Below are 25,665 nucleotides of genomic sequence, written 5' to 3' on the forward strand. Positions count from 1 at the left end.
GCAGCTGCATGGTAGACGGAAACAATGCCGTTCGGCCAGCGCCCGCACTGCCGCCGGCTCTGGGGGCGATGACCTCGCTCCAGGCGCTGGTGGCGCTCGCGCTGTTCGCGCCGGGCGTGGTCGCGCCGCGCGCCCAGATCGAGGTGTGGCAGCTCTCAATGTTCTCCTGCGCGGTGTTCGCCGTCGGCATCCCCGCCTCGTTCTGGGGCGGCGGTTTCATCGCGCGCCTGGGCTCGCTCCGGATCGCCAGCCTCTGCGCGGCGGCGATCGTCCTCAGCATGGCGCTGGCCTCGCTCGGCTCGACGGCCGCACTGCTTGCCGCCGGCCTCTGCCTCGGCCTTGCATTCGGGCCGGAGACGCCGGCGAGCGCGGCGCTGCTGGCGCGGCTCGTGACGGTCGAACAGCGCGCCTTCGTGTTCTCGGTCCGCCAGACCGGCAACCAGATCGGCGCCGTCTGCGGCTCGCTGGTTCTGCCCGCCATGGCCATCTCGCTCGGACCCGCCTGGTGCTATGCGGCGGTGGGCACCTGTGCGCTGTTGGCGATCCTGATGTTCGAGCGGCTGCGGCCGGCCTATGCCGGCAAGGCAACCCCTCCTCCGGAACTCAGTCTCCGTGCACGGCTGGGCCTCGTCACCGCGGACCGGCGCATCGCGATGCTGGCGCTGGCCTCGATGCCGTTCAGCGCGATGCAGGTGTCGCTCAACACCGTCTTCGTCACGCTCGGCACCCGCGAGCTCGGCCTCAGTCATATCGAGGCCGGGATGGCGCTCGCCTGCGCGCAGACCGGCGGCCTGGTCGGCCGGCTCGGCTGGGGCTATGTCGCCATGCGCCTCAACGCTTCACGTGTGGTTCTGATCGTCATCGGCCTCGGCATGGCGTTCTGCGCCGCGCTGCTCGGCCTTGATGGCGCATCGCTCGGCCGCACCGGCCAGTTCGCGATGGCCGCGCTGCTCGGCCTGACGGCGTCGGGCTGGAACGGCGTCTTCATCGCCGAGATCGCCCACCTTGCGCCACAGGACCGGATCGGCGAGACCACGGGCGCGGTGCTGACCGCATCCTATGCGGGCCTGCTGGCCGCGCCGGCACTGATCTCAATGCTGGACGCCACGGTCAGTCTTGGCGCGGCGTTCGTTACCTTGGCCTGCCTTGTGCTCTGCGGCACATTGGCGTTGATCTGGGGAGGCCATGACAAAACCAGTCAATAGCGCGCGCGGGATCGCCGCCGACGTCACGGCCGGGCGGACGAGCGCCGTCGAGACCGCCGAAGCCGCGCTCGCGCGCATCGAGGCCGCCAAGGCGCTCAACGCGGTGGTGACGATCGATCCCGCGCGGACGCTTGCCGATGCTGCGAGGGTCGACGATCGCCTGCGCGCCGGCGAGACGATGTCGCTCGCCGGCGTGCCCATCGTCGTCAAGGACAACATCTGGGCCAGTGGCTGGCGCGTGACGCAGGGCTCGCGCCTGTTCGCCGATTTCGTCGCGCCGCAAGATGCGGTTGCGATCGAGCGACTGCGCAAGGCCGGTGCTGTCATCGTCGGCATCGGCGCGACGTCGGAATTCGCCTGCAAGGGCGTCACGACCTCACAGCTCTACGGACCCACGCGCCATCCGCTCGATCCCGCGTTGACACCGGGCGGCTCGTCCGGCGGTCCCGCCGCTGCGGTCGCAGCCGGCCTCGTGCCGCTCGCGATCGGTACCGATGCCGGCGGCTCCAGCCGCAGGCCGCCGGCCCATGTCGGCGTCGCCGGCTTCAAGCCGTCCTACGGCGCGATTCCATATGGGCCCGGTTTCGCCGAGCCGTTCTTCGGTCTTTCCGTCATTGCACCGATCGCATCTGATGTGGCCGATATCGCATTGGCGTTCGAGTCCATGGCCGGCGCCGATCCGCGCGACCCGGATTCCGCCCTCGTTGCACGGCAGGCGGAAGACATAGGCGGCGTGCGCATGGCATTCTCACCGCGACTTGGCTTAGACGTCGCGGTCGACGACATCGTCGAGAATGCCCTCGCCTCCACTGTCGACCGCCTCTCCGCGGCAGGCTTGCGCATCACTCGACGCGATCCCGTCTGGCCGACGGGCGCGACCGAAGACGCCATCATGCCACTCCAACATGCCGGTCTCGCTGCGCTCTATGGGGACGCGTTCCGCAAGGACCCGGCCATCTTTGATCCTGATGTCGCCAAGCAGATCGAACGCGGCCTTTCCTGGTCGGGTGCCGAGGTTGCTGGAGCTCTGGTCGCGAGCGCCGCGATCGCCAATGCTTTCGCGGCCTTCCTCACCGACGTGGACCTGCTGCTGACCCCAACTGTCCCCTGCGTCGCTTGGTCACTGACGCAGCTTGGTCCCGACATGATCGGCGGAAAACCCGCGAGCCCACGGGGGCACGCGGTGTTTACTCCTTTTGTCAATCATGCCCGCCTGCCGGCGATCTCGATCCCGTGCGGAACGGATCCGCGCGGACTTCCATTCGGCCTGCAAATCATCGCGAGGCGCGGGCAGGACCTGACGCTGCTTGGCGCCGCACACCAGATCGAGGCCATGCTGCAAGCGTGTTGAAGCCGGCTTGGCTCGTCACTATGAGCATGGGCCAGCACGCGCTAGCATGGAACTTGCATAAATTCTGGGCGACATGGACGCCGCATGAACCTCATCAGTCTCGACATCCGCATGCTCCGGTCGCTGATCTCGGTGGTCGAGACCGGCAGCATCACCGAGACCGCCCGACGGCTGGGCCGCACCCAGCCGGCGATTACCCTGCAACTGCAGCGGCTAGAGGAGCTGACAGGCAAGCAATTGTTCGAGCACGCCGGCCGCCGGCTGACGCTGACCGATGACGGCACCACCGTCCTCACCTACGCCAAATCCATCCTAAGGTTGCATGACGAGCTGATCTCGCAACTGGCGTCGCAGGAGATCGAGGGTCAGGTCGTGCTCGGCACGCCCGACCTCTACGCCGCCTTCATGCTGCCGCAGATCCTCAGCGTGTTCCGAAAATCCTTTCCGCGCGTGCAGGTCGAGCTCAATTGCGCGCTGTCGACGCCACTGGTCGGCCTCGTCAAGCGCGGCGACGTCGACATCGCGCTCGTCACCCGCATGAACGATTTCACCGGCGGCCAGGTGGTGCGGCGCGAGCAACTGGTCTGGATGACCGGTGATCAATCGGTCGCGCACCAGGAGCGTCCGATTCCGCTGGCGCTGCTGCCCCCCGGAAACATCTATCGCGACTACGCTATCGACACGCTGGAGCGTGCCAATCTGCGCTGGCGCATCGCCTGCGTCAGTGAAAGCGTCGGAGGTCTCCAGGCCGCGGCTTTCGCCGGCATGGCCGTCACCGTGCTCGGCCGCAGCGCGCTGGTGCCGGCGATGCGCGAGATCGGACCGAACGAAGGCCTGCCGCCACTGCCGAAGATCGAGCTGTTGCTCTACAAATCGAGCGGCGCCACCTCGAAGGCCGCGACCGCGCTGCACGACTATCTCGCGCATTATCTGCGCCTCGACGAAGAGCTCAGCGGCCGCGGCCCGCCGATCGAGCTGGGCTAGGCCCACAAAAACGCGAAAACAACCCCATGCACAGTAGAACGGCCTTTGTTTGCAAAGGGTTTTTCGCGCGTCACTTTACGGAGCACCGAGCCCACGATTCCGGACCGTGCCTGCGCGATCTGACACGTCGGGCAAAACACCAATCGTATCATGACCGTTTCACCCCTTGGCGCGCTCCCCACCCGCCTGGCGTAGCGCCAGCTGTGGCCAGAATTTCGCCCAGGGCTGCGCCTGCTCGAACGCCGCGGCGATGCGGAAGATCGTGGGCTCGTCGAGCCAGGGCGCGACAATCTGAAGACCGATCGGCATCCCGTCACGATCGAAGCCGCAAGGCAGTGTTGCCGCCGGAAGACCGGCGAGATTGACCGGCCAGGTAAACGGCGACCAGCCGAGATGCGGATCGACCTTGCGGCCATCGATGGTGTCGACTCCGATCCGGCCAGCTTCGAACGCAGTGACCGCGACCGTCGGCGTCACCAGCACATCGACGCGTTCGAACAATTTGACGAAGGCACTGCGCGTCTGGCCGCGGCGGTAACTCGCTTCGATGTAATCCGTGCCGCTGTAGCGCCGGCCGGCGCTGACGACATTGCGATAGTCGGCCTCCGAGCTTGCAAGATCGGTTGCGGACTTGCTCGCAACCGCCGCCGCCTGTTCGGTAAAGGCGATCGGCTTCAGCGTGTGCTCCAAAATGCCGGGATCGAGACCAGGCCCGTCCATGGTGACCTGCGCACCGCAGGAATCGAGAATGGCAAGCGCCTTGCCAAATGCTGCGCACACGTCCGGGCTGACGGCGGCGTAGCCGAGATCGGCGCTGGCTCCGATACGAATGCCGTCCAGGCACCCAGCATCCGTATTGAAGCGGCGTGCGGACGCGGGAAGGCTCGCGGCATCACGCACGTCGTAGCCGGCTATGATCTCCAGCGTCAGCGCAGCATCCGCGACCGTGCGCGTGATCGGGCCGGTATGGGCGAGCGAGGCCCAGGATGGCGGCGAGAAGCCGGGCGAGCGCGGTACGAGACCAAAGGTCGGCTTCAGGCCGAACACGCCGCAGAAGGAGGATGGCACCCGGATCGAGCCGACGCCGTCGGTGCCGATCGCGATCGGGCCGCAGCCGGCAGCGACGCTCGCCGCGGCGCCGCCGCTCGACCCGCCGCTGGTGCGACCAGGGTTCCAGGGATTGCGCGTGATGCCGGTGACGGGGCTGTCGGCTGTCAGCTTGTAGCCTGACTCGCAGGTCGTGGTCTTGCAGGTGATGATCGCGCCGGATGCCTTCAGGGCCGAGACCACGGCAGCGTCGGCCTCAGGCACGAAGCCCTCGTTCATCGGCGAACCTGCATAGGCCGGCACGCCCGCGACGAAGACGAGGTCCTTGATCGTGACGGGCACACCGGCGAGCGGTCCCTTCGCTTCGCCCGCCCGCATTTCCCTGGTGAGACGGTCGGCCTCCGCCCTCGCCTGCTCGTACATCGGCGTCACCACCGCGTTGCAGGTCTCGTCCGCCGCCTCCAGCGCGGCGATGGTGTCGTCAATGACATCGCGCGGGGTGAACGCCTTGCGCCGGTAACCGGCCATGATCTCGGTTGCAGAAAGCGCGCCAAGGCCAGTCGGCGCCGGCGGAAAGGCCGTTCGGCCGGAACCATCAGTCATCATCAACCCTAAGGAGCTAGTTGAGCGCCGCGTCGACGGCGCGCTTGGCCATGACCGTGACGAGATGCGCGCGGTAATCGGCTTCCGCATGAATATCGGAGGTGAGACCGTCGGTGTCGATCTTGATCGCCGCGATCGCGGACGGATCAAAGTTGCCCGACAGCGCCGCCTCCATCGGCGGCACGCGGAACACGCCGGGACCCGCGCCCGTTACGGCGACGCGGAAGCCGTCGGCAAATTTCGCGACGAACACGCCGACCAGCGCATAGCGCGACGCCGGCGCTTTGAACTTTGCGTAGCCCGCTTTCAGCGGCACGGGAAAACGGATCGCCGTAATGATCTCGCCGGGTTCAAGCGCGGTTTCGAACAGACCGAGGAAGAACCTGTCGGCGGCGATCTCGCGCGTGCTGGTTACGATGGTGGCACCGAGACCGAGCACGCCGGCGGGATAATCCGCAGCAGGATCGTTGTTGGCGACGGAGCCACCGATGGTGCCGCGGCTGCGCACGGCGGGATCGCCGATCATCGAAGCCAGCGCCGCGAGCCCGGGAATTTTCTCCTGCACCAACTTTGAAGCTGCGACCACCGCATGCGGCGTCATCGCGCCGATCGTGACAATGGCACCGTCGTCAGCGATGCCCTTGAGATTTCCGAGCTTCGAAAGATCGACCAGCGCCGGCGGATTGGCCAGTCGCTGCTTCAGCGTCGGGATCAGCGTCATGCCGCCCGCAACAAGCTTGCTGTCCTCGATCGAGGTCAGAAGCTTAGCCGCATCTGGAATCTGGTGAGGCTGGTGATAGGCAAATGGTTTCATTGTTGTCCTCCCTATTCCGCGGCGACCGGCAGCGACGCATTCTGCAACAGGCGCCAGATCCGGTTCGGCGTCGCCGGCATGTCGACATGGGTGACGCCCAGGTGCGACAGCGCATCGACCACCGCGTTGATGACGGCGGCGGGCGAGCCGATGGTGCCGACCTCGCCGCAGCCCTTCACACCCATCGGCGTATGCGTGCAGAGCGTGGAATGGGTTGCCACTTTCATCATCGGCAGATGGTCGGCGCGCGGCATGCAGTAATCCATCAGCGAGCCCGACAGAAGCTGGCCCGAGCCTTCGTCATAGACCGCGCTCTCGAACAGCGCCTGGCCGACGCCCTGCACGATGCCGCCATGCAGCTGGCCCTCCACGATCATCGGGTTGATGACCGTGCCGACGTCGTCCACCGCGGTGTAGTTGACCAGCGTCACCGTGCCCGTCTCGGGATCGACCTCGACTTCAGCGATGTGGCAGCCGCCGGGATAGGTGAAGTTGACGGGGTCGTAATAGGCCTGCTCCTCAAGCCCCGGCTCCAGCACCTCAAGCGGATAATCGTGTGGCACGTAGGCAGCGCCCGCGATCTCCTCGAACGTCTTGGCGCGATCCGTGCCCGCAACCGAAAATTTGCCGCTCTCGAACTGAATATCGACCTCAGCCGCTTCGAGCAGATGGGCCGCGATCTTCTTGCCCTTGGCGATGACCTTGTCCGTCGCCTTCGACAGCGCCGCACCGCCGACCACCAGGGAGCGCGAGCCATAGGTGCCCATGCCGAACTGCACGCGGTCGGTATCGCCGAACACGATGTCGACATTCTCGAAGGCGACCCCAAGCTTGTCCGAGACGATCTGGGCAAACGTCGTCTCGTGGCCCTGGCCGTGATTGTGGGTTCCGATCATGACCGTCACCTGGCCGGTCGGATGCACGCGCACCGTGGCGCTTTCGTACAGACCGCCGCGCGCGCCCAATCTCCCGGCGAAGCGCGACGGCGCAAGGCCGCAGGCCTCGACGTAGGTGGAATAACCGAGCCCGCGGAATTTGCCCTTGCTGGCAGACGCCGCCTTGCGGATGCCGAAATTCTTGACGTCGGCCGCGACGAGGGCGCCGTCGAGACAGCCCATGGGATCGCCGGAATCGTACTGCACCAGCACCGGCGTCTGGTACGGATAGGCCTCCTTCGGGATCATGTTGCGGCGGCGGATCTCGACGCGGTCGATCCCCATCTCGCTGGCGGCGACATCGACGATGCGCTCCAGGACGAAGGTCGCCTCGGGACGGCCAGCGCCGCGATAGGCATCCACCGGCACCGTATTGGTGAAGACCACCTTCACGTTGCAGTAGATCGCAGGCGTCGTGTAGACGCCGCCGAGCAGCGGCCCATAGAGATTGGTCGGGATGTTCGGCCCGAAGGTCGAGAGATAGCCGCCCATATTGGCGAGCGTGTTGACGCGGAAGGCCAGGAATTTTCCGGTCTCGTCGAGCGCCAGCTCGGCCTCGGTGACGTGATCGCGGCCGTGACGATCGGAGACGTAACCTTCCGAGCGGCTCGCGACCCATTTCACCGGCCGCTTCACGCGCTTGGCGGCCCAGGTGATGACGGCCTCCTCGCCATAGTGGAACTGCTTGACGCCGAATCCGCCGCCGACATCGGGCGCAACCACCCGCAGCTTGTGCTGCGGGATGTTCAGCACCAGCGCCCCCATCAGGAAGCGTACGACATGCGGGAATTGGCTCGTGGTCCACAGCGTGAATCGGTCCGTGCCTGGCTCGTATTCCGCGATCGCCGCACGCGGCTCCATCGGATTGCCGATCAGGCGGTTGTTGACGAGGCTCAGCTTTGCGACATGCGCAGCTTTCCGGAACGCGGTCTCGACGGCGGCCTTGTCACCGAGCTCCCAGTCGCAACAGATGTTGTTCGGGACGTCGTCGAACAATTGCGGCGCGCCGGGCCGGACGGCTTCGAGCACGCCGACGACTGAAGACAGCACTTCGTAGTCGATCGCGAGCAATTCGGCTGCAGCATTTGCCTGCTCCGGCGTCTCCGCCACGACGAAGGCCACCATGTCACCAACGAAGCGCACCTTGCCCTGCGCCAGCATCGGAAACGGCGGCTCCTTCATCGGCACGCCCTGCGCATCCGAGATACCCCAGCCGCAAGGCAGTGATCCCAGGCCATCGGCCTTGACGTCGTCGCCAGTCAACACGGCAATCACGCCTGATGATGCCAGCGCCGCACTCTTGTCGATGCCGCGCAGCAGCGCATGGCCATGCGGAGAGCGCACGAATACGCCGGCCGTCATGCCCGGACGCTTGATGTCGGAGACGTAATTGCCGCGGCCGGTGAGGAAGCGCTGGTCCTCTTTGCGCTTCGGCGCGGCGCCGATGCCGATGACATTGCCCATGGTCACTCTCCCTTGGCGGCGTTCATGGCGGCAGCGCCAGCCAGCACCGAAACGACGATGTTCTGGTAGCCGGTGCAGCGGCAGATGTTGCCTTCGAGGCCATGGCGGACATCGGCCTCTGTCAGGTCAGACTTCTCCGCGGCGAGCGCGACCGCGGTCATCAACATGCCGGGTGTGCAGAACCCGCATTGCAGCCCGTGATGCTCACGAAAGGCCTCCTGCATGGGATGCATTTGGTTCGAGCCCGGCGCACCTTGCAGACCTTCAATGGTGAGCAGCGTCGCGCCATCAAGCGCCGGAGCCAGCAGCGTGCAGCTCTTCACCGGCAAACCGTCGAGATGCACTACGCAGGCGCCGCACTGGCTGGTGTCGCAGCCGATATGGGTGCCCGTGAGATGGAGCTGCTCGCGCAGCAGCCCGGCGACGAGCGTCGCCGGTTCGACGTCCACGGTGGTTGGCCGGCCGTTGAGTGTGAAGGATATCTGCACGGTCATACTCCTGTGCGCGATTGGTCTTTAGGCGAGAGGCAAGGCGCTGCCGGCGGCCCATGTGGCCATCACGACATCGCCGACTGTGAAGGGGTCCGCAAAGAAGGTCTTTTCCGGCACATAGGCGACGAACTCGTCGTCCGGTACGGTGTCGAGCATCACCTTGACGAAGTAGCCCTGATATTCGATCGCGAGCACCCGGCTCGGCAGCGACGTGGTGCACCCGGGCGGCAGATCCCTGCCCGGCCGCACCAGCGCAACATCATCGCGGCGCACGGCGATATCGACCTTGTCGCCGACGTTGACGGTGGGCCGCGCCAGAAGCGGCACCTCGATGCCGTCAGGCGCAGCCTGCGCAAGCGTAAAGCTTGCGCCGTTGACCTTCTCGACCCGGCCGGACAGCACGTTCTGCCCGCCCATGAACTCGGCGACGTAGCGATCGTGCGGGTGGGCGTAGACGTCCCGCGCCGCTCCCGCCTGCTTGATCTTGCCCTGCTCCATCACCACGACGAGATCGGCGAGCGCGATCGCCTCGAGCTGGGTGTGGGTGACGTGGATGAACGTGATGCCAAGCTCCTGCTGCATCCGCCGCAGTTCCTGGCGCATCTGCACACGGAGCTGCTCGTCGAGCGCCGACAGTGGCTCGTCCAGCAGCAGCACCCGCGGCTCGGTGATCGCCGCACGCGCCAGCGCCACGCGCTGCTGCTGGCCGCCGGAGAGCTGGGCCGGCAAGCGGTCGGCGAATTGCGTCAGCCGTACCTTCTCGATCATGGCATCGGCTGCGCGCAGGCGATCGGCCTTGGATTGGCCTCGCACCCGCAAGGCAAAGGCGATGTTCTCACGCACCGTCAGATGTGGGAACAGCGCATAGGACTGGAACATCATCGCAGTGCGGCGCTGCACCGGCGCCAGTCCGACCACATTCTGCCCCCCGATGACGATCTCGCCTGCGGTCGGATCATCGTGACCGGCGATCATGCGCAGGATCGTGGTCTTGCCGCAGCCGGACGGGCCGATGAAGCAGCAATAGGCGCCGTCCGCGATCCTAAGATTGACGCCGTCAACCACGTAGGTCGCGCCGTCAAAACTCTTGCAGACACCCGCCAGTTCGATATCGCCGCGATCGTTCTTCATTTCCCAGCTCAACCCTTTGCACTGCTGCCGCGCTTCTTCTGGATCAGCACGATGCTGCCTAGGCTCGCGCCGATGACGATGAAGGAGACGACGGTAGTCACGGTGCCGAGCGCATAAAGCGAGGGCGAAGTGACGTTCAGCGTCATGCTCCAGATTTCCAGCGGCAGCGTGTTTAGCGAGCCCGCGGTCTGGAGGCTGCGCGCAAACTCATCATACGACAGCGTGAAACCGAACAGGGCGACCGCGACGAGGCCGGGTGCAAGCACCGGGATCATCACCAGCCGAATCGACTGCCAACGGCTGGCGCCGAGGTCGTAGGCCGCCTCCTCCCAGACATGGTTGAAGCGCGACATCACCGCGAACATCACGAGCACGCCGAACGGTAGCGTCCAGGACAGCTGCGCACCGAGCGCCGAGGTGTACCAGCTCGCATTCAGCCCGAGTGCCTGGAACAGGAGACCCGTGCCGAGACCGAGCACGAGGCCGGGCGCGACCAGGCTGCCGATCATCATGTAGAAGACGAAGCTGTCGCCTCCGAAGCGTTTGCGGAAGCCGAGGCCGGCAAGAAACGAGACCACCACAGTGATGACGGTGACGATGACCGCGAGCTTGATCGAGCGGTCGAACGAGCCCTTGACGTCCCCAGTCCGGACCTGGGTGACGAGGTCCGCGAACCAGTGCAGCGAATGCCCCTTCATCGGGAACACGAGGCCGCCGCGAATGTCCTGGAAAGACAGGATGTAGATGCAAAACATCGGGCCGTAGAGCGCGATGACGTAGGCAGCGAACAGCGTCGCCAGCACGTAGAAGGTCCAGGGCCTGCGGCCCGTGCTCGGCGCGATCGCCTTGGTGGCCGCAGGCGCGACGGTCTTGGACGTTTCGGTCTTGGACTTTTCGGTCTTGGGCATGTCGGCGAGAACCGCGCTCATCGCGTGATCTCCTGCCGAATGTCGACGGTGCGCAAGATCAGCGAGACGATCGCAACCAGCACCAGGGTCAGCAGCACCGCGCTCGCCGCCGCGGTCGGATATTGCAGCACGCCGACGTCCTCGTAGAACGCGCTGACCACCGAGGCCGAACCGCCGCCGGACATCACCTTCACCACGAAGAAGTCACCCATCACGATCGAGACCACGAAGATGGTGCCGAGCGCGATGCCGCTCTTGGACATCGGCACTACGATCAGGCGCATGATGTCGAACCGGCTCGCGCCGGCATCGATCGCGGCCTCGATCAGCTTCTTGTCGATCCGCGCCATGGAATTGAAGATCGGCACGATCATGAAGATCGTGAGCTGATGGACGTAGGCGATAACGACGGCGAGGTCGGAGAACAGCAGCACTTCGAGAGGCTGCCGGATCACGCCCAACCCCAGCAGCGCCTGGTTGATCAGGCCTTCCTTGCCGAGCAGCGGGATCCACGAGATCATCCGGATGATGTTCGAGGTCCAGAACGGCACCGTGCAGAGCAGGAACAGGCCGATTGCCAGGAGTTGATTGCGAACGTGGAACACCAGGAAGTACGCGACGAAGAAGCCGATGATCAGGGTGAATATCCAGGTCAGCGCCGTGAACTTGATCGTCGCCAGATACAATTTCAGCGTCAGCGCCGAATGCAGCACCTCGACGTAGCTGGCCAGCGTAAAGCCCGGCGTCAGTCCGCCGAAGCCGTCGGTCGCAAAGAAGCTTGCGGCCAGCACAACCAGGATCGGCGCGACGAAGAACGGCACGAGCACCAGCACCAGCGGCGACACGTAGAGCCAGCCGGCGAGATTTGCGCGTGGTGACTTTTGAGCTGGACTAGACCTTGGCTGCATGTCGGCGAACGCCTCGAAGTCTTCTCGCACCGGCGCAGTTCACGCGCCGGTGCTTCGCTTAAGTCAGGGAAAGCAGGTTTCAGGCCACCTTGAAGTCGTTCCAGCGCTTGTTCATGTAGGCGGCTTCATCCATCAGCGTGTTCCAGCACGAGATGTTCTTGACGCGATCGAGGAACGAGCCGCCGTCACGCTTGGTGCCGGCCTTCTCCATCGGCACACCGTAGGGATCATTGATGACCTCCGGCGCCGGCTTACCGTCGTACCAGAAATCCCATTCGGCAGCGGTCAGGAATTTCTTCGCCGTCGACGGCACCGGGCTGTAATAGCCGTAGCGGCCGACGAAGCCCCCCTGCCAGCCCGAGAGGTACCAGTTGAGATATTCGTAGGCGGCATCTAACTTTTTGCCGGAGAGATGCTTCATCAGGCCCATGCCGTTGCACCAGCCGCGATAGCCCTCCTTGCCGTTCTTGACGTTGACCGGCGCATAGACGCAGGGAATCTCCTTGACGCGGACAGCTGCGACCGCCGGCGACCACATCGACTGGATGACCACCTCGCCCGCGGCCATCAGCTGCACCGACTGGTCGAAGGTGGTCCAGGTCGCCCGGAACTGGCCCTGCTTCTTCAGCTCGATCAGCTTGTTGCAGGTGAAGTCGATCTCCTCCTTGGTCATGTTGCCCTTGTTGCCGTACTTGATCAGCCCGGCGCTTTCGAAGCAGAGCGCGGCATCCATGATGCCGATCGCGGGCACGTCGAGGATCGCGGCCTTACCCTTGAATTTCGGATCGATCAGGTCCTTCCACTCGGTCACTTCATAGCCGACGAGGTCGGGGCGATAGCCGATGGAGTCGGCGTTGTAGACCTGCGGCAGGAAGGTCGCCCACTCGGTGACGCCGTCGTGCAGATCGGTCGAGTCGGGCTTGGAGATGTACATGGCTTCATAAGGCGAGATGCCCTGGCGCGGGATCTTGTGGCCGTCGATCTCGCCCTTGGTGAAGATCGGCAGGATGTTGTCGAACTCCTTGATCTTCTTGACCTCGATGCCCTGGATCACCCCGCGCTTGGCGGCAAGCTTGGCCTGCCAGCCCTCGAGGTCGGCGATGTCGACCGTATTAGGCTGGCTTATGAAGCGGTTGATGGCGGCGGAGGTGTCGAGGTTCTGCATCGTCACCTTGAAGCCGAGATCCTTGGCGGCCTGGTCGCCGATCGCTTTCACCACCGAATAGGAGACGCCGACATGGCGCAGCTCGATGTCCTTGATCTCCTGCGCCCAGATGGTCGGGAATCCGCGGATCGCATCCGATCCTGCGGCTGCGCCCGCAACCGCGGCTGCCCCCTTCAACAGGGTGCGCCGGCTCAACTTTTTCGCAGCTTTCGTCTCCGATCCCGCCGGAATGGAAGTGGACGTCCCCTTAGCCCCGTCAGACATGGCAACCCTCGTTGGTTACGATGAACGCTCGCGCCGGACGCCATTGACCGGCCGCGGATGTGATCAGTTGCGCGCGAGGCTAGAGGCGGGATTCTGCGAAGTAAAATTGGAAGTAGCAATTCACGGCATAAGCGCCACTAATGGCTCAACTCTCTGCACGTCATCTCGGCACGCGGCTTAGGAAGGCAGCAGGCCGATGTGCCGATCGCGGTGAATAGGAGCTTCTCCGGTCCGTCGTTCCTCGAATTGCTCGGAGCACGACTCCTGCTCGCACCACAAGCGACCGTGTTGGCCTTCACAGCCTTCAGCCGCTGATCTTGCGCATCTACCGCCTGCTTTACCTCGATCACGAGCTTCTTGTCCGGCGCAGCCCGGTGTAGCCGCTCGACCGCCTGAAACAGCGGCAGCTCGCCGAGAAAGGCGTGGTGCTCGGGAAACACCGCGTCTCAGACTCCGGCCCAGAAATTACATTTGTCTCCATTGCCGATCATATGTATAATTATCGAAAACATCCAAGCCCCTTGGCGGCGTCAAAGGAACGGGAGAGCGCCAGAAACCTCACGTCAAGCGATTGCGATGACTATCCCAACCTCGCGCAGCGAGAAGTAACGCGTTTGATTCGAGCGAGAGACCGCTGCGCGGCCAACGCACGGCATGACACGCGACCCAAAGCAGAGACGTCATGGTCCGAGTTATTCAGATTTCCGATACGCATCTCAGCCCGAGCAAGCAGCACTTCGAGGCAAACTGGGCGCCCCTTGCGCGTTGGATCGCGCAGCATAAGCCAGATCTTGTCATACATACCGGCGACGTGACGGTCGATGCAGCCGATCAGGAAACCGACGCAGCATATTGCGCGACCCAACTGGCCTCGCTCGGCGTCCCAGTCGTGGCGGTTCCGGGAAATCATGACGTCGGCGAGGTCGGCAATCCGCATCAGCCGGTAAATGGCGAGCGGCTCGATCGCTTTCGCCGCCACTTCGGCGACGACCGCTGGCTACGCGATGTGGACGGTTGGCGCCTGATCGGCCTCAATTCGATGATCTTCGGCGGCGGCCCCGAAGAGGCGCGGCAGACCGAATGGCTCGAGGCCGCGATGGCCGACGCTGCGGGGCGTCGCCTTGCCTGGTTCACGCACCGGCCGCTGTTCATCGAGTCACCGACCGAGGCCGACACCGGTTACTGGTCGGTCAAGCCGGAGCCGCGCCGCGCCCTTCTCGATCTCCTGCAAGGCTACCGGGTGGAGATCGTGGCCAGTGGGCATTTGCATCGGTGGCACGAAATCCGGCTGAACGGCACGCACTACATTTGGGGGCCGGCGGCCGGCTTTCTGGTCGGTGAGAAACTGGCGCCGCCGATGGGCGGCGCTGCACGGCTTGGAGCGGTGGTCTACGACATCGACGGCGAGAACATCGACGTGAGCATTCGTCCGGTGCCAGGTCTTACCGATTACTGGATCGACGACGTCGTGCACGAGGTCTATCCGCCGCGCGAAGCTGAGGCGTGAGCTGCGATGGCCGGTCTCACATTGCGCGGCATCCATAAGGCTTTCGGCGACACATCCGTCCTCAACGACATCGACCTCGATATTGCGGACGGCGAATTTCTGACGCTGGTTGGCCCCTCCGGCTGTGGCAAGTCGACGCTCCTGCGCATCATCGCCGGCCTCGAATCGCAGGACCGCGGCTCGGTGTCGATCGGCGGGACTTCGGTCGACCATATGCGGCCTCACGAGCGCAGGATCGCCATGGTGTTCCAGAATTACGCGCTCTATCCCCACATGTCGGTGTTCGACAACATCGCGCTGCCCCTCACCATGACGCGCCTCAACCTGTTCGAGCGCCTGCCCTTGATGCGTCATCTGTCGCCTCACCGCAGGCGCATCATGGACGAGATCGCGCGTGAGGTGCGGGCCGTCGCGGAGCAGCTTCGCATCGAATCCTTCTTTCACCGCCGCCCCGGACAGCTTTCGGGCGGGCAACGGCAGCGCGTCGCGCTCGGCCGCGCAATGGTGCGTCACCCGCAGGCTTTCCTGATGGACGAGCCATTGTCGAACCTCGACGCCAAGCTGCGTGTGCACATGCGTGGCGAGCTGACCGAGCTGCACGCGCGTCTCGGCGCCACGATGATCTACGTGACACACGACCAGATCGAGGCGATGACGATGTCCGATCGCCTTGCCGTGATGGATCACGGCAACATACTCCAGCTCGGCACCCCCGCCGAGGTCTATGAACGGCCCGCCACGACCGCGGTCGCGCAGTTCATTGGCAGTCCGGCGATCAATCTATTTCCGGCCCATGTGGGGCCCAGCGGTCACGTCGAACTGCTCGGCCGGACGCTGCCGATCGATGTTCGCAACGCGCCGACGCCGGAACTGACGGTCGGCGTGCGTCCGGACGCGATGCGGATCGGAGGCGGACCGTGCGCCGTCACGTGCAGGTTCCGGCGCCGCGAAAATCTCGGCTCGGAAAGCATCCTTCACTTCGATCTCGTGGCCTCCCCGGAAGTAGCGGTGCTCTGCCGGGTCGACAACAGCATCCCGATCCCCGAGGGCGAGGTCCCGCTCGCCTTCGAGCCACGGGATTGCCACGTCTTCGACAACAACGGCCGCCGCATCGAGGTGGAAAGCCGCAATGCCGCCGGCCGCGATGTGCGCCGCACGAGCGAGGCCCGATGACCACGGTCGCGGCTCAAGTCACTCCGCTCGTCGCGGCGCCGCCAGCCGGCCGCCAGCGATGGGTCGAGCGGTTCGCGGGCTTGGGCTTTGCCGCGCCGGCCTTCATCCTGCTGGTCCTGACGAATCTGGCGCCGCTGGCTGCTCTCGCCTTCCTGAGTTTTACCAACTACGAGCTGGGTGCGCTCGACTTCTCGTTCGTCGGCTTCAAGAACTTCGGCGCGGCGCTGCAGGATCCCGTGATTCGTCGCTCGGTGACCAATACCCTGCTCTACGTGGCGATTGTCGTGCCCGGCGGCGTCCTGATCTCGCTGCTGGTCGCAATCCTGATCCACCAGCGCAAGCGCACGCGCAGCCTCTATGAAGTGATCTATTTCCTCCCCGTTACCTCGACGCTCATCGCAATGGCCACGATGTGGCAGTTCCTGCTGCACCCGACCCTGGGGCTCATCAATCAGGCGCTCAAGGTACTGGGGTTCGCGGAGACGGCTTTCCTGAGCGAGCCGCGCCTCGTCATCCCGACGCTCGCCGCGATCGGCATCTGGCAGCTCGTCGGCTTCAACATGGTGCTATTCCTCGCCGGCCTTTCGGCGATCCCCCGCGATCTCTACGAGGCCGTCGACATCGATGGCGCGAGCCATCCCATTGACCGCTTCCTGAAAGTGACGTGGCCGATGCTTGGTCCGACGACGATGTTCGTGACCGTGACCACCTTCATCACCGCCTTCAAGATCTTCGACACGGTTGCGGTAATGACGCGGGGTGGCCCCGGAGGCGCATCCGAGGTGCTGCTGTATGCCATCTATCTGGAGGGATTTCAGTACTTTCACATGAGCTATGCGGCGACGCTCACACTCGTCTTCCTGGCGTTCACGCTGGTGTTCTCGGTGCTGCAAACCTTCATCCTCGATCGACGGGTGCACTATTGATGCGCAACTCGGCCACGATCACTCGCCCGCCGACACCGGTGGCGATCCGCATGCGGCGCCTCGTGTCGCTTGCGCTCGTCCACGCGGTGCTGATCGGCGGCGCAGTCTTCATGCTGCTGCCGTTCGTCTTCATGCTGACGAGCGCGATCAAGCCGCCGGGTGAGATCTTCGAGGCGACGTTCCGGCTCTGGCCGCGCCAATTCTACGGATGGCAGAACTTCGAATCTGCCCTGAGCACCGCACCACTGCTGCGTTTTCTGCTCAACGGTCTCATCGTCTGCGGCGGAATCCTCATCGTCCAGCTGCTGGTCGCAATTCCCTGCGCCTATGCGCTCGCCAAGCTGAAGTTTCCGGGACGGCCGATCCTGTTTTCGCTTGTCCTGCTCGGACTCTGCATTCCGGTCCAGGCGCCCTCGCTCCCGCTCTACATCGCGTTCGCCGAGCTCGGCATTCTCAACACCTACCTCTCGATGATGATGCCGTTCTTCCTGTCGGTCTTCGCGATCTTCCTGTTCCGGCAGTTCTTCAAATCCTATCCGGACGAGATCATCCAAGCCGCGCGGCTCGATGGCGTCGGCGAATTCGAAATCGTCTGGCGCATCGTCGTGCCGAGCGCCTGGCCTGCCATTGCGGCGTTCTCGATCTTCTCGGTCGTGGCGCACTGGAACGACCTCTATTGGCCGCTCATCGTCGTCTCCGACACCAAGCTCGCAACACCGCCGCTCGGCATGATGTATTTCGCCGATTCCGAGCTGGGCTCGAATTACGGCGCGCTGGCCGCCGGTGCCACCATCATCACCGCGCCGCTGGTGATCGCGTTCCTGATCGCGCGGCGGCATTTCATCGCCGGCATCACGATGACCGGAATCAAGTGACGTCAACCACTGCCAGGGGAGACACTGTCATGCTGCATCGCCGAGACCTCCTGAAGAGCGCCGCCGCCGTCGGGAGCACCGCGCTTTCAAGCCCGTTTCTGTCGCGCTCCGCACAGGCGCAGGAAGTGACGCTGGACGTCCTCTATGCCTTCCCCGCCTTCGCGAAATTCCACGAGCCGATCGCCCAGGAATTCATGAAGCAGCAATCGGGCATCAAGATCCAGTTCCGGGCCCCGGCGGCGAGCTATGACGAAGGTCATCAAACCATGCTGCGGCAGGCCGTCACCAACCAGCTCCCCGACGTCTACTATTCGGGTTACCATCTGCTCGCGGAGCTCGTGCGCACACTGGTGAAACGCAACCAGATCACGGAAGTCGCGCCCTTGCTGCAGAAGGAGGATGCCGCCTGGCGCAAGGCCAACTACTCCGACGGAATCCTGGCGCTCGGCGCGGTCGACGGCAAGATCTATGGTCTCGCGTTCAATGCATCCCTGCCGGTCATCTATTTCAACACGCAGCTCGTGAAAGCGGCCGGCGGCGATCCCGACAAGATGCCCGACAATTGGCCCGGCATGATCGACCTCGCGGCCAACATCAAGACCAAGGGCACCGATGTCGCCGGCATCGCCTACAACATCCACGATTGGCCGGACGACTGGCTGTTCCGCTCCCTGATCCTGCAGGGCGGCGGCCAGATGCTCGACGCATCGGAAACCGCTGCCGGCTTCGGCAACGAGGCCGGGCTCAAGGCGCTCAGCCATTGCCGCAGATTCGTCGCTGACGCCAAGATGCCATTGATCGATTGGGATTCCTCGCGCCAGCAGTTCATCGCCGGGAAGATCGGCGTCTTCGCGGACACGCCGGCCCGGCTGCGCCAGGTCACCGACCTGATCGGCGACAAGTTCACATTGCGTACCGGCACGTTCCCGATCGACGACAAGCAGAAGGGCGGACTGCCGACCGGCGGCAACGCGGCGATCATCACGGCAAAGGACGCCGCAAAGCAGCGGGCCGCCTGGGAGTTCCTGAAGTTCGTGAGCGGACCTGAAGCGCAGAAGATCGTGGTCGAGACCACGGGCTACATGCCGACCAATCTGCGCGCCTCGGGGCCCGAATTCCTGGCCCCGTTCTACGATAAGAACCCGAACTTCCGCACCGTTTCGCAGCAGATCGAGCGCGCGAAGCCTTGGCAGGGTTACCCCGGCGGACAGTCCGTGAAGATATGGCGCACGCAGCGCGAGATCATCCACGCCGTGATGCGCGGCGAGACCACCCCCGAGGCCGGGCTCGATCGCATGGTCAAGGAAAGCAACGCGTTGATGAAGAGCTCTTAAGTACTGGATCATCCATTGCGGCAACGGCCACGTGCCGGCCGCAACGCTTCAGGAGACGGAATTACGTGTTCATCATTGCCCAGCTGAGCGATCTCCATGTGCGATCGCGCGGCAAGCTCGCTTACGGCCACGTCGATACCAACGCGATGTTTCAAGACGCCATCGACGCGGTTCTGATGCTGGACCCGCGGCCTAATTGTATCGTAGTCAGCGGCGACCTTACGGATGGCGGGCTCGCGGAGGAATACGGGATCGTCGACGCCGGCTTCGCCAGGCTGCCGATGCCGGTGTTCGTCATTCCCGGCAACCACGATAACCGCGAACAGCTCCTCCGCTCGCTCCGGCCACGCCACCATTATCTGCCGCCCGATGGCTTCATCAACTTCGTCGTGGACGATTTCCCGCTGCGGCTGGTGTTCCTCGACAGCGTCGAAGCCGGACAAGGCCACGGGACCTTCTGCGCGACGCGACAGCAATGGTTGCGCGACGCACTGGCGGCCGGCGGCGGCAAGCCGACGCTCGTGATCATTCATCACCCACCGTTCCTGGTCGGAGCCGACGGGATGGACGAGCTGCGCCTCATCGGGGCCGATCCGCTCGACGCAATCATCAAGGACCATCCCGAAATCGAACGCGTGCTGTGCGGCCACTACCATCGCTCGATCACGACGCGCTATGCGGGCACCGTGGGCTATGTCGCCCCCGGCACGGCACATCAGGTGGCGCTCGACCTGCGACCCGGGCACGCCAACCGCTTCATCATGGAGCCGCCCGGATTTGCCTTGCATTGCTGGCAGCCGGACATGGGCGTCAGCAGCCACGTGGTCCCGATCGGAAACTACGGGTGCTCGCTCGAATTCGTATCCGATCGCCAGCCCAGGACGGATCGAGGTGACGGCCTTTCGACCCTGCTGGCCCGCGCGGACACGGTCGTCGACGAGGCCGCAGCCAGGCTGGTCGCGATGCAATTCTCGCCCCTGCACACCGAGCGCAAGGAAGGGCTCGACATCGTCACCGAGGCGGACCTCGCCTCCGAGGCGATCGTCGTCGCCGGCCTGAAGGCCCTGACGCCGGATGCCGGCATCCTGGCCGAGGAGAGCGGCGCAAGCCCGGGAGATCACGCCGCGCGCTGGATCATCGATCCGCTCGACGGGACGATCAACTACGCGCGCGGGCTGCCGTGGTTTTCCGTCACGGTCGCCTACGAGGTCGGCGGCGAGACGAAACTTGGCCTGATCGACGCGCCGAAGATTGGATTGAGGGCGCGCTACCTCGCCGGGGAAGGCGCGACGATCGACGGCGTGCCGGCCCGCGTCTCCTCGACGCGTTCGCTGTCGGATGCGGTCATCTCCGTGATCCTGACCTCGCATTTCACGCCCGAGGAAGTCCAGCGGACGGCGCGTGTCATCGAACTGCTCGGCAAGCTGGTGCGCGGCGTGCGTATCGTCGTTTCGGGCGCCTTTGAGACGACGATGGTGGCCTCGGGCCGCCTCGACGGCTTTGTCTCGCTGAAGGCCGACATCGTCTCGCACGCGGCCGCGATGCCGATGGTGTGGGCCGGCGGCGGCAAGGTCACGACGCTGACTGGACGGCCGTGCCGCAACGACGATCTCGACAAGATCGCCTCCAACGGATTGATCCACGATGAGTTGCTGGCGCTTCTGCGCCAGGCGCTGCAATGACGGAACGCTATCGCGGAAACAGCTTGTCGCGGATGTAGCGCGAGGTCGGGGTCAATCTGGCGCCGCGCGGCTTCCGCCAAACCGCGCGGTCGATCTCCTTCTTGTCGCCGACCTTCAGGCGCCCCGACACCTTCTTGGCCAGGAAGATCGCATCGCTCATCCGCCGGCCGGTTCCGCCCTTCTTCGCCTTCACTTCCTTCCAGAGCTTCAACGGCCCGAGCTTCAGCTTGGGCAACTCCTCCTTGATCTCGCGGCGAAGGCAGCGCCTGTCGCTCTCGCCTGCCCGCCGTCTTCCCCCCGGAAACATCCAGAGCCCGTCGCGCCGGCGCCGCACCATCAGGACGCGGCCCTTTCTCGCGACGACCAGTTTGGATGATTTCGCCATGGCCTTACGGGCAGATGATCGCCTTGATGATTCCGTCGCGCCGCGCGACCTGCTGCTCGAACGCGGCAGGCGTCTGGTCGAGCGAGAAGCTATGGGTCGCCAGCGGCGCGAGCTTGACCTGCCCAGACTGCGCGAGGGCGATGGCGCGCGGATAGACCTCAGGCATGCGGCGTGAAAACTTGATCGACAACCCCTTCCGGCGTGACTCCGCGCCGCTGAGGACATACTGGTTGTTCTCGGGAATGCCGACCAGAACGACCCGGCCGCCGATGCGCGCACAGCGTGCGGCATGCTCGAAGCCGTGCGAGGAGTCGGTCGCTTCGATGACGAGATCGACGCCGCGGCCTTCGGTGGCTTCACCGACCTCGGCGAAGCTGCGGCAGGCAACATCCGCACCGAGGTCGCACGCCAGTGCCGTGCGCTGCTCGACAGGGTCGATCGCGATGATCTTGCCGCTACCCGCGAGCCGCGCCAGCTGCACCAGCAGCAGTCCCACCGGCCCGCAGCCGAGCACCGCCACGGTCTCCTGAAGCCGCGGTCGCGCCAGATCCATGGCATGGATCGCGACACCGAGCGTCTCCAGGATCGCCGCGCCGGCGGGATCGATGCTGTCAGGCACCACATGCACGGCGGATTTCGGCACGCAGACGAATTCGGCCATGGCCCCGTTGTGGGGCGCGTAACCCAGGAATTTCACATTGGGGCAGAGATTGGTGTGACCGCGGTGACACCATTCGCAATGGCCGCAGGGAATGGAAGGATCGACCGCCACCAACGCGTCGGCCGAGAACCCCGCTTTTCGCGCCGAGTCCGGCGTGAGGACACCCGAGAACTCATGGCCCAGGACGAACGGCCTGACTTGGGTCGGGCCAGTTGTTCCGCCCTCGAGATAGGAATGCAAATCGCTGCCGCAAACGCCGACAGCCTTGACGCGGATGATGAGCTCGTCCTCCGCGAGCGGCTTCGGCTCGGGGATATCGAGGACGCGGATGTCACGAATGTCCTGGAGCACCGCAGCGCGCATGTCGACGCCATCCTTCTGAGCAATTGTCTCTCCTATATTACATATGTAACATCGAGGTGACAAATGCTTTTGCACGCCTTTCGGCACGCGCGTGGGCTATCGCGCACTCGGTGCCGAAGGCGCCGGAGCTCCTCTCCGTTGCGAGAATGCGGCTATTTTTGCTTGTCGATCAGTTTCAGCGCGGCGACGGCGGTGTTCTCGTCCGTCACCAGCACCTTGCCGATCCGGCCGCGCAGCACCGCGGCGATGATCGGCGCCTTGTTGAGCCCCCCGGCGATCAGCATTGACGTCGGCACGCGCGCCAGCTTCTCGAGCGGCAGCGCAATGGCGCGGCTGTTGATGCCGTGATCTATGGGCCGGCCGGTCTTGTCGAGAAACTGCGCCAGGACGTCGCCGACGGCGCCTGCCGCCCGCAGATGCTCGGCACGAACGTCCGGCGGCAGCCCATGCCGCATCAGCAGCGAGCGCGGCGTCAGATCTCCCATGCTCAACAGCGCTAGATCGATCTTCTCAACGCTGTTCAGCACCTCCTGATAGACCTCCTGGGCCAGGAAGGTGTCGCGCGAGCGCCGGCTGCTGACAAAGATCGGGGCGGCCAGATAGCTGCACTGGGCGTGCAGCCGGTGCGCTAGCTCACCCGCAATCTCGAAGGTGTTGAGCTCGAGTCCACGCGACAGGCCCCCCATCATGGAGACGATGGAGAGTTCGGGATAGTCCGCCGGCGTGACGTAACGGATGGTCTCACGCAAGGTCGCGCCCCAGCCGATACCGATGATGCGCGGCCGCTTCTGTTCGAGGAATTTCGATAAATACGCGCCCGCCGCCATCCCGATCAGGCTGCCGACCTGCTCGGGATTCTCCGGGCTCGGGATGACGACCGCGTCCTCGAGACCGCATTCCCGGCGCAAGCGATGCTCCAGCTCCGTGCAGCTCGCAAAGGCGGAGTTGAGGCGGATGTTGACGATACCGGTCTGCCGGGCATCCGACAGCATGCGATTGACGCGGGCGCGGGTCAGCCCCAGCCGCTCGCCGATCTCGGCCTGGGTCAGGTTCTCCATGTAATAGAGCCAGGCGACCCGCAGGATGGTTTGGTCAGTCACGGCGCAGCCCCCACAGCGGCCTCAAGGCACAGTCAGATGTCGGAGCATTTGAGGCGATCTTTCGTTGGTCGTCAAATCTGTGCCGTGCGGATCTCGTCATGCGACCCTCGCGCCCGGCGCGCCATCCTCGACCACAAAGCTCGTCAGCCGGCGCACCGCGCTCGCGGCATCCTTGACGTCGTCGAGCGCCTCGAATCCCACAGTGCAATGCCGGGCGTCGAGCTCCACGGTCGCATACCCGCGCTTGTCGCCACGCGCATAGACCAGATGCGGATTCTTCGCCAGCGTCTTGCGCACGCTGGCTTCGCTCGGACCGTCTGAGGTGATCGACGTACCGACGAACTCGGTCGCAATGGTCGGTCCGTCCGGCCGGGCGAAATCATGCTTCAGATCGGCGGTAAAGAAGGCGTGGCGGTCGCCGCCGATCACGATCGGATTGCGCCGGCGTTGCGCGACAAGCGAATCAAGCAGCCGGCGGCGGGCGTTGGGATAGCCGTCCCAGCCGTCCATCCAGAAATGCGCGCCATCGTCCGCTTCCCGCTTGTCCTGCGCCATCAATGTCTGCTGCGCGACGATTGTCCAACGGCCGCGACAGTCGCGCAGGCGCGCATCGAGCCATTGTTCCTGTAGTTCGCCGAGCATCGTCCGCGCTTCATCCGTCCGGCTCACACAGTCAGCCACCCAGGTCGGCCGCCCGCTTCCGACGCAGGCCGAAGCCGAGCGATATTGCCGGTCGTCGAGCAGCAGCACGTCGAGCATCTCGCCGAAGCGATAGTGTTCATAGATCGTGGCGTCGGCGCCGCGCGGGCGCGCCGTGGGTGGCAGCGGCATGTGCTCGTAATAGGCCTGATAAGCTGCCGCACGGATCTTCAGGAACTGAGCGGCATCGCGCACGGTGTAGGAGCGATCATTGGCATAATCGTCCATCACCTCGTGGTCGTCCCAGACCGAAAGCCAGGGAAAGGCAGCGTGCGCCGCTCGCAGGCCGGGATCGCTCTTGTAGAGCGCGTAGCGGTTGCGGAATTCCTCGAGCGTCGTCGGAATTCCAACGCCATGCTGGCGGACGTGGCGCGATCCCCAGGATTTCTCGTAGATATAATCGCCGAGATGCACGACCAGGTCGAGATCGCGCGCGGCCATGTCGCGGTAGGCGGTAAAATAGCCTTGCTCGTATTGCTGGCAGGATGCGAAAGCAAAGCGGAAAGGCCGCGCCGCCCTGGCGGCCGCGGTTCGGGTGCGTCCGACCGGGCTGAGCGCCGGGCCGGCGCGGAAGCGGTACCAGTAAACGCAATCCGGCCGCAGCCCCGTCGCCTCGGCGTGCACGGAATGCGCAAGCTCCGCGGTCGTCCGCACGACGCCGTGGGAGGCGATGCGCGCAAAGGCCTCGTCGTCAGCAACCTGCCATTCGACGTCCACTGCCGCGTCCCGCATGCCGCCGCCCTCGAGCGGCTGCGGAGCAAGGCGGGTCCACAGGATGACGCGATCTTCCCGCGGGCATCCGGACGCAACGCCGAGCTTGAAAGGATCTGCGCTGAGCGAAACCGGCGCTCCCCGCACGAACCCGGCGGGCGCAGCCAAGGCGGCGCTCGCCAGCGATCCCACGAGAAAGCGGCGACGGGGAATCATGGGCGCGCCGGCATCGTTTCGAGCCTGCGGCGAATGCTCGCGGCGAGATCCGGCCGATCGGTCGTGATCTGCCGCACCGGTTGGGCAAGCCAGTAAGCGATATCCTCCGGCTCGTTGGTCACCCATGCACCGAGGCGCTCGGATCCGAGCATCTTGAGGGCGAGCGGCAACGCGAGCCCCAGGAGCGATTTTTCGACCGCGACGATGCAGCCGGGAATGGCAGCCAATTGGGTCAACGCGGGCTCAATTCCGCCCATCATCTCCGCCGAACGGCGGTCGAGCGAAATGAGCACCCGCGCCTCCGGCCACAGCCGGAGCACGGTCTCGATCACGCCGGGCACGAAGCAGGTGATGATTGCACGCCGTTCCAGGCCGCGGCGCTTGATCTGGTCGATCAGCCGCGCCTCGAGGCCCGAATAGGAATTGCCAAGCGCATCCGTCTTGATCTCGATGTGGAGCTCGAGCGTGGTTTCGCTGAACACGTCGAGTACCTCGTCCAAGGTCGGAATGCACTCATCGCCGGCATCACGAAGACGCATTGCCGTCAAGCGTCGCAGGCTGCGCTCGCCCACCGGTCCGCTTTCGAACGTGGTGCGGTCGAGCAGCGGATCATGGATCACGACAAGCCCGCCGTCCGTGCTCTGATGGACGTCGAACTCGACCGCATCGACGCCCTCCTTGCACAGGTTGCGGAAGCCCGTCAGGCTGTTCTCCGGCCAAAGATTGCGTCCGCCGCGATGCCCGGCGATGAAAACCATGATCA

23 protein-coding genes are annotated in these 25,665 nt (G+C 64.7%); 9 read left to right on the forward strand and 14 right to left on the reverse strand.

Features of this window, described 5'->3' with window-relative positions; all coding sequences use genetic code 11:
* Nucleotides 1-8: 8 nt before the first annotated feature.
* From GGD65_RS08400 to GGD65_RS08410, 3 genes are all read left to right on the forward strand, one after another.
* Entirely contained in the window at nucleotides 9-1,205 is a 1,197-nt protein-coding gene (locus tag GGD65_RS08400) for an MFS transporter (RefSeq protein ID WP_183234882.1), read from the forward strand.
* On the forward strand, nucleotides 1,186-2,556 hold the full coding sequence (locus GGD65_RS08405) for an amidase (protein ID WP_183233441.1): 1,371 nt from the start codon (nucleotides 1,186-1,188) through the stop codon (nucleotides 2,554-2,556). Before GGD65_RS08400 ends, GGD65_RS08405 begins: the two co-directional genes overlap by 20 nt.
* A gap of 84 nt (nucleotides 2,557-2,640) precedes the next feature.
* Complete coding sequence (locus GGD65_RS08410; RefSeq protein WP_183234883.1) at nucleotides 2,641-3,540, forward strand: LysR substrate-binding domain-containing protein; 900 nt, start codon at nucleotides 2,641-2,643, stop codon at nucleotides 3,538-3,540.
* A gap of 159 nt (nucleotides 3,541-3,699) precedes the next feature.
* Here the strand turns inward: GGD65_RS08410 and GGD65_RS08415 are convergent, their stop codons facing one another.
* The 9 genes from GGD65_RS08415 to GGD65_RS41095 all read right to left on the reverse strand — a co-directional run bounded on the left by GGD65_RS08415 (nucleotide 3,700) and on the right by GGD65_RS41095 (nucleotide 13,710).
* Nucleotides 3,700-5,190 carry an amidase gene (locus GGD65_RS08415; protein WP_183233443.1) on the reverse strand — a complete coding sequence of 497 codons (1,491 nt, stop codon included), beginning with the start codon at nucleotides 5,188-5,190 and terminating at the stop codon, nucleotides 3,700-3,702.
* Between the two features lie 16 nt (nucleotides 5,191-5,206).
* Nucleotides 5,207-6,004 carry a xanthine dehydrogenase family protein subunit M gene (locus GGD65_RS08420; protein WP_183233444.1) on the reverse strand — a complete coding sequence of 266 codons (798 nt, stop codon included), beginning with the start codon at nucleotides 6,002-6,004 and terminating at the stop codon, nucleotides 5,207-5,209.
* 11 nt (nucleotides 6,005-6,015) lie between these two features.
* A complete protein-coding gene (locus GGD65_RS08425) occupies nucleotides 6,016-8,403 on the reverse strand; it encodes a xanthine dehydrogenase family protein molybdopterin-binding subunit (RefSeq protein ID WP_183234885.1) in 2,388 nt (795 codons plus the stop codon).
* A 2-nt stretch (nucleotides 8,404-8,405) separates the two neighbouring features.
* Nucleotides 8,406-8,897: a (2Fe-2S)-binding protein gene (locus tag GGD65_RS08430; protein ID WP_183233446.1), complete on the reverse strand. Its 492-nt coding sequence runs from the start codon at nucleotides 8,895-8,897 to the stop codon at nucleotides 8,406-8,408.
* A 21-nt stretch (nucleotides 8,898-8,918) separates the two neighbouring features.
* Entirely contained in the window at nucleotides 8,919-10,025 is a 1,107-nt protein-coding gene (locus GGD65_RS08435; RefSeq protein WP_183234887.1) for an ABC transporter ATP-binding protein, read from the reverse strand.
* 8 nt (nucleotides 10,026-10,033) lie between these two features.
* A complete protein-coding gene (locus tag GGD65_RS08440; RefSeq protein WP_183233448.1) occupies nucleotides 10,034-10,954 on the reverse strand; it encodes an ABC transporter permease in 921 nt (306 codons plus the stop codon).
* Nucleotides 10,951-11,841: an ABC transporter permease gene (locus GGD65_RS08445; protein WP_091953806.1), complete on the reverse strand. Its 891-nt coding sequence runs from the start codon at nucleotides 11,839-11,841 to the stop codon at nucleotides 10,951-10,953. Before GGD65_RS08445 ends, GGD65_RS08440 begins: the two co-directional genes overlap by 4 nt.
* Nucleotides 11,842-11,920: 79 nt before the next feature.
* A complete protein-coding gene (locus tag GGD65_RS08450) occupies nucleotides 11,921-13,270 on the reverse strand; it encodes a PotD/PotF family extracellular solute-binding protein (protein ID WP_183233449.1) in 1,350 nt (449 codons plus the stop codon).
* Between the two features lie 137 nt (nucleotides 13,271-13,407).
* On the reverse strand, nucleotides 13,408-13,710 hold the full coding sequence (locus GGD65_RS41095) for a hypothetical protein (protein WP_409333945.1): 303 nt from the start codon (nucleotides 13,708-13,710) through the stop codon (nucleotides 13,408-13,410).
* Nucleotides 13,711-13,952: 242 nt separating this feature from the next.
* Between GGD65_RS41095 and GGD65_RS08460 the strand changes: the two genes are divergently transcribed.
* The 6 genes from GGD65_RS08460 (at nucleotide 13,953) to GGD65_RS08485 (ending at nucleotide 20,767) form a co-directional block, all read left to right on the forward strand.
* Nucleotides 13,953-14,777, forward strand: a complete 825-nt coding sequence (locus GGD65_RS08460; protein WP_183233450.1) for a metallophosphoesterase — start codon at nucleotides 13,953-13,955, stop codon at nucleotides 14,775-14,777.
* Nucleotides 14,778-14,783: 6 nt separating this feature from the next.
* Nucleotides 14,784-15,950: an ABC transporter ATP-binding protein gene (locus GGD65_RS08465; protein ID WP_183233451.1), complete on the forward strand. Its 1,167-nt coding sequence runs from the start codon at nucleotides 14,784-14,786 to the stop codon at nucleotides 15,948-15,950.
* Complete coding sequence (locus GGD65_RS08470) at nucleotides 15,947-16,876, forward strand: carbohydrate ABC transporter permease (RefSeq protein WP_183233452.1); 930 nt, start codon at nucleotides 15,947-15,949, stop codon at nucleotides 16,874-16,876. Before GGD65_RS08465 ends, GGD65_RS08470 begins: the two co-directional genes overlap by 4 nt.
* Before the next feature lie 50 nt (nucleotides 16,877-16,926).
* Nucleotides 16,927-17,751 carry a carbohydrate ABC transporter permease gene (locus GGD65_RS08475; RefSeq protein ID WP_183233473.1) on the forward strand — a complete coding sequence of 275 codons (825 nt, stop codon included), beginning with the start codon at nucleotides 16,927-16,929 and terminating at the stop codon, nucleotides 17,749-17,751.
* 29 nt (nucleotides 17,752-17,780) lie between these two features.
* The gene (locus tag GGD65_RS08480) at nucleotides 17,781-19,085 is read left to right on the forward strand and encodes an ABC transporter substrate-binding protein (RefSeq protein WP_183233453.1); all 1,305 of its coding nucleotides are present in this window, start codon (nucleotides 17,781-17,783) and stop codon (nucleotides 19,083-19,085) included.
* Between the two features lie 65 nt (nucleotides 19,086-19,150).
* Nucleotides 19,151-20,767 (forward strand): inositol monophosphatase family protein, encoded by a 1,617-nt coding sequence (locus tag GGD65_RS08485; protein WP_312009987.1) that lies wholly within the window; start codon nucleotides 19,151-19,153, stop codon nucleotides 20,765-20,767.
* A 7-nt stretch (nucleotides 20,768-20,774) separates the two neighbouring features.
* Here the strand turns inward: GGD65_RS08485 and GGD65_RS08490 are convergent, their stop codons facing one another.
* The 5 genes from GGD65_RS08490 to GGD65_RS08510 form a co-directional block, all read right to left on the reverse strand.
* Nucleotides 20,775-21,152, reverse strand: a complete 378-nt coding sequence (locus GGD65_RS08490) for an NUDIX hydrolase (RefSeq protein ID WP_128966907.1) — start codon at nucleotides 21,150-21,152, stop codon at nucleotides 20,775-20,777.
* Between the two features lie 4 nt (nucleotides 21,153-21,156).
* The gene (locus GGD65_RS08495) at nucleotides 21,157-22,176 is read right to left on the reverse strand and encodes a zinc-binding dehydrogenase (RefSeq protein WP_183231557.1); all 1,020 of its coding nucleotides are present in this window, start codon (nucleotides 22,174-22,176) and stop codon (nucleotides 21,157-21,159) included.
* 152 nt (nucleotides 22,177-22,328) lie between these two features.
* Complete coding sequence (locus tag GGD65_RS08500; protein ID WP_197742265.1) at nucleotides 22,329-23,276, reverse strand: sugar-binding transcriptional regulator; 948 nt, start codon at nucleotides 23,274-23,276, stop codon at nucleotides 22,329-22,331.
* Nucleotides 23,277-23,372: 96 nt separating this feature from the next.
* On the reverse strand, nucleotides 23,373-24,902 hold the full coding sequence (locus GGD65_RS08505) for an alkaline phosphatase (RefSeq protein ID WP_183234889.1): 1,530 nt from the start codon (nucleotides 24,900-24,902) through the stop codon (nucleotides 23,373-23,375).
* The gene (locus tag GGD65_RS08510) at nucleotides 24,899-25,660 is read right to left on the reverse strand and encodes a glycerophosphodiester phosphodiesterase family protein (RefSeq protein WP_183233456.1); all 762 of its coding nucleotides are present in this window, start codon (nucleotides 25,658-25,660) and stop codon (nucleotides 24,899-24,901) included. The genes GGD65_RS08505 and GGD65_RS08510 overlap by 4 nt, the downstream gene beginning before the upstream one ends.
* Nucleotides 25,661-25,665 lie beyond the last annotated feature (5 nt).

Origin of the sequence: Bradyrhizobium sp. CIR18 (assembly GCF_014198295.1) — a bacterium.
Taxonomy (GTDB): Bacteria; Pseudomonadota; Alphaproteobacteria; order Rhizobiales; family Xanthobacteraceae; genus Bradyrhizobium.

Coding starts and splice junctions, on each gene's coding strand:
- GGD65_RS08475 (WP_183233473.1), top strand. CDS start 16,927: ATGCGGCGCCTCGTGTCGCTTGCGCTCGTCCACGCGGTGCTGATCGGC.
- GGD65_RS08450 (WP_183233449.1), bottom strand. CDS start 13,270: ATGTCTGACGGGGCTAAGGGGACGTCCACTTCCATTCCGGCGGGATCG.
- GGD65_RS08440 (WP_183233448.1), bottom strand. CDS start 10,954: ATGAGCGCGGTTCTCGCCGACATGCCCAAGACCGAAAAGTCCAAGACC.
- GGD65_RS08445 (WP_091953806.1), bottom strand. CDS start 11,841: ATGCAGCCAAGGTCTAGTCCAGCTCAAAAGTCACCACGCGCAAATCTC.
- GGD65_RS08405 (WP_183233441.1), top strand. CDS start 1,186: ATGACAAAACCAGTCAATAGCGCGCGCGGGATCGCCGCCGACGTCACG.
- GGD65_RS08420 (WP_183233444.1), bottom strand. CDS start 6,004: ATGAAACCATTTGCCTATCACCAGCCTCACCAGATTCCAGATGCGGCT.
- GGD65_RS08470 (WP_183233452.1), top strand. CDS start 15,947: ATGACCACGGTCGCGGCTCAAGTCACTCCGCTCGTCGCGGCGCCGCCA.
- GGD65_RS08410 (WP_183234883.1), top strand. CDS start 2,641: ATGAACCTCATCAGTCTCGACATCCGCATGCTCCGGTCGCTGATCTCG.
- GGD65_RS08415 (WP_183233443.1), bottom strand. CDS start 5,190: ATGACTGATGGTTCCGGCCGAACGGCCTTTCCGCCGGCGCCGACTGGC.
- GGD65_RS08430 (WP_183233446.1), bottom strand. CDS start 8,897: ATGACCGTGCAGATATCCTTCACACTCAACGGCCGGCCAACCACCGTG.
- GGD65_RS08400 (WP_183234882.1), top strand. CDS start 9: ATGGTAGACGGAAACAATGCCGTTCGGCCAGCGCCCGCACTGCCGCCG.
- GGD65_RS08425 (WP_183234885.1), bottom strand. CDS start 8,403: ATGGGCAATGTCATCGGCATCGGCGCCGCGCCGAAGCGCAAAGAGGAC.
- GGD65_RS08480 (WP_183233453.1), top strand. CDS start 17,781: ATGCTGCATCGCCGAGACCTCCTGAAGAGCGCCGCCGCCGTCGGGAGC.
- GGD65_RS08495 (WP_183231557.1), bottom strand. CDS start 22,176: ATGCGCGCTGCGGTGCTCCAGGACATTCGTGACATCCGCGTCCTCGAT.
- GGD65_RS08510 (WP_183233456.1), bottom strand. CDS start 25,660: ATGGTTTTCATCGCCGGGCATCGCGGCGGACGCAATCTTTGGCCGGAG.
- GGD65_RS08435 (WP_183234887.1), bottom strand. CDS start 10,025: ATGAAGAACGATCGCGGCGATATCGAACTGGCGGGTGTCTGCAAGAGT.
- GGD65_RS08460 (WP_183233450.1), top strand. CDS start 13,953: ATGGTCCGAGTTATTCAGATTTCCGATACGCATCTCAGCCCGAGCAAG.
- GGD65_RS08490 (WP_128966907.1), bottom strand. CDS start 21,152: ATGGCGAAATCATCCAAACTGGTCGTCGCGAGAAAGGGCCGCGTCCTG.
- GGD65_RS08505 (WP_183234889.1), bottom strand. CDS start 24,902: ATGATTCCCCGTCGCCGCTTTCTCGTGGGATCGCTGGCGAGCGCCGCC.
- GGD65_RS08465 (WP_183233451.1), top strand. CDS start 14,784: ATGGCCGGTCTCACATTGCGCGGCATCCATAAGGCTTTCGGCGACACA.